Annotated in this window: 1 protein-coding gene; it reads left to right on the top strand. The window is 71.2% G+C overall.

What is annotated here, in order from left to right; all coding sequences use genetic code 11:
- Positions 1–324: 324 nt before the first annotated feature.
- Positions 325–2698 (top strand): hypothetical protein (locus tag ACFWZ5_RS46050; RefSeq protein WP_384893227.1); only part of this gene is annotated, 2374 nt, incomplete at its 3' end.

The following is a 2698-nucleotide window of genomic DNA, read 5'->3' as shown; positions in this document are numbered from 1 at the left end:
GGAACCGCCGTACGGGCGCCGCGGGCCTCCTCCGGCACGGCGCCGACACCCCCCGTGACGGAAGGCGAGGCGTCCAAGCCGCCGTTCACAGCGGCGCATCTTGAGGGCGCCGGTGGTCGTGCACCGGGCGAAACCATCTCCGGCAGCAACGGGAACGATCCCACAGCAGAAGGAGAGCGCCTCAGGTCACAGGAGTCGGCCGATGCACCACCGTCTGGTGCCGCAGACGGCGGCCCAGCAGGCACCAGCGACGGCACGGGGGCCCCGGAGCACCAGCTGGTGCCCGCCGCCCGCCCCCCGGCCGACCTGAACCAGCCTGCCCTGATGCTGCCCGCTGCGCCCCGCACCACACCCACGGCGCCAGCGGCCAAGGACGGATCGAACCGCTTCCAGGCCGTGCGCACCAAGCGCATGAAGGGCTGGGTCGTCGTCGATACCCAGGACCACAGCATCGCCTGGGCCGCCACCGACACCGCCGCCACGCAGGAATGCTTCTTCACCGGCGACGGCGCCGAGGGCGCCGCACGCAGGACAGCCCACCGTCTCAACACCGACCCTGCCGCGCGCACCGAGCCGTGGATGGGAGCGGCCATCCGCTACACGCGCCCAGCGCAGGGCTCCTACCTGGGCACAGACGACGTGGCTGTCTTAGCCCGCATCCTGGAAGTGGGGACGCCGCCGGACACCCGGGGTACGCGCATGGCCCCTCGCAAGGCGGGCAGGAAGACCCGCATCGCCCGGGAACGGCCGACAACCGCCATCACCTCGGCTGGAAACCTCATTCACTTCTGGCACCAGGAGGGCATGCCGTCGCTGAAGGCCGGCCTGAAGGTGCATGTCACGGGCACCGCGCTGACGCGGAAGATCGTCAAGAACCAGAAGACGACGGTCCTGGCCGGTGTCACGGTGGAGCCCGCCGACCAGTGGTGGGACCGCCTGTACCTGCACCAAGCTGCACCCACCAGCAAGTGGAGGGCGCTGGGGCCGGACAGCGTGGGGCTCCTGCGCGCGGGCCAGCGGGTCCGCATCCGCGACCTCGAGTCCCCCCACAACGCCAGTGAGGCCGACGAGTCCCCGGCCTACGCCACCGTCACCCTGCGCGAGCGGCGCAGCGACGGGAGCTGGCGAGCCGATGCGCCCGGCGCCCGGAACTTGATCATCACTGGGAAGGACGTGTGCGCCATCGAAGCATCCCAAGCCCCAGAACACCCCGACAGCGACGCGCCACCTCCCACCCCCGCCCAGGATCTACCGGACGTGTCCGAGCAACTGCGCCAGCAACTCATGGATCTGCGCTACGCCGACCTACGCGACCGGTGGGAATCACATCTCGCCGAGGGCGACGAAGTTCTCCTCATCAGCGACCCCCATACCTGGCAGCGCGTGGGCAAAGCCCTGCCCTACCTGTTCCAGGTGAAGGCCGGCACGCACCACGACTACGCCAAAGTCATCGCCCGGCGCCGTGACGGGCAGGTCCACACCGCACTCGACATGCCTCAGCGCCCGACGTCGGCCTTGCCACCTGCCAAGCCCTTGCCCGAGTCGACGATCGGCGCCCCGATCAGCGAGTTGGACCGAAACGCCATCACCCAGGAACTGGCCGACCTCGACGCCCGGAGCACTGCGGCCGCCACCTCTGGCGCCGCCCCGGACACCGTGGTGGCCCAGCGCCGGCGCGCCGAGGCCCGCCGACAAACACTGGCCGACGCGCACGCACACCGAAACGCGGCTGGCAGCAAGCCTGAGGCACCATTCGCCAAACGCCTGCCCCCGATCGTCGACCAGCAGTTCCCCACCGTTGACGACTTGATCGAGCATCTCAGGGACGCCGTGGCACGGCCCAGGGCGCCCGACCGCGCCGCTGAAGAGCAGCTGGCTTCCTTCTGCCGGGCCACAGCCCGGCGCGCGGATGCACAGCACGTGCTGATCCCGGCAGCCGCCGGACGGCTCGCCGTCGTCCAGGTCAAGCCCGGCAACTGGCAGGTCCGCACCCCTCATCGGCTGGTCGGCCTCGGTGCTGCGATGCGGGTGCGCTCACCCCATCATGCCCTGGCCCTGGCCGAGGCCCTGGCCGCGATCACCGACGCCGCCGGGCTCGAATTTCCGTGGTCAGACCCTTGGGCGGACCACCGCATGCGCGCATTCCGTGACGCACAGGGACGCACCCTGGACGAGGTCCTGCAGCACATCCGGGACCAGGTGCCCGAACCCCCCGAGCCCGCGGCCGACGACGAAGACGGGTATGCCCCCGCGCTGCAACAGGACGCCGTGCTCGGCGACCTGGCACCTCTCCAGGGCGATGGCACTGCGCCGCGGGGAGGGAAGGCCGTCCTGCCCGCTGCCGAGACAGACGAGGCAACCACGGAGATCGATGACGGCCCGGTGAGCCCGACCCTGGCCCTGCCTGTCGACGGTCCGGGGACGCTGCCTGGCGGCGGGGTAGGCACGCCCGGTGTCGGCACTGCCTCTGCAGCGCGGGGCCCGTCCCCTCCAGACAGTCACTCCCCAACCACTGACCTTGGTGAGGCGCGTATGCCTGACGACCTCGACGCGACACCGGGCACGGACGCCTGGACCACGGCAGTCGACGACATTCCGGTGCTCGGCAGCGCCCCGGGTGCTCCCTCCGCCGTACGCTCATCGGGCCCTGACGTCCTGCGCAGCCGCAGTCAGTCACACGGCGCATCGGCCGCCGCGC

Origin of the sequence: Streptomyces sp. NPDC059003 (genome assembly GCF_042740445.1) — a bacterium.
Lineage (GTDB): Bacteria > Actinomycetota > Actinomycetes > Streptomycetales > Streptomycetaceae > Streptomyces.
This window is presented reverse-complemented; position numbering and strand designations above follow the sequence as displayed.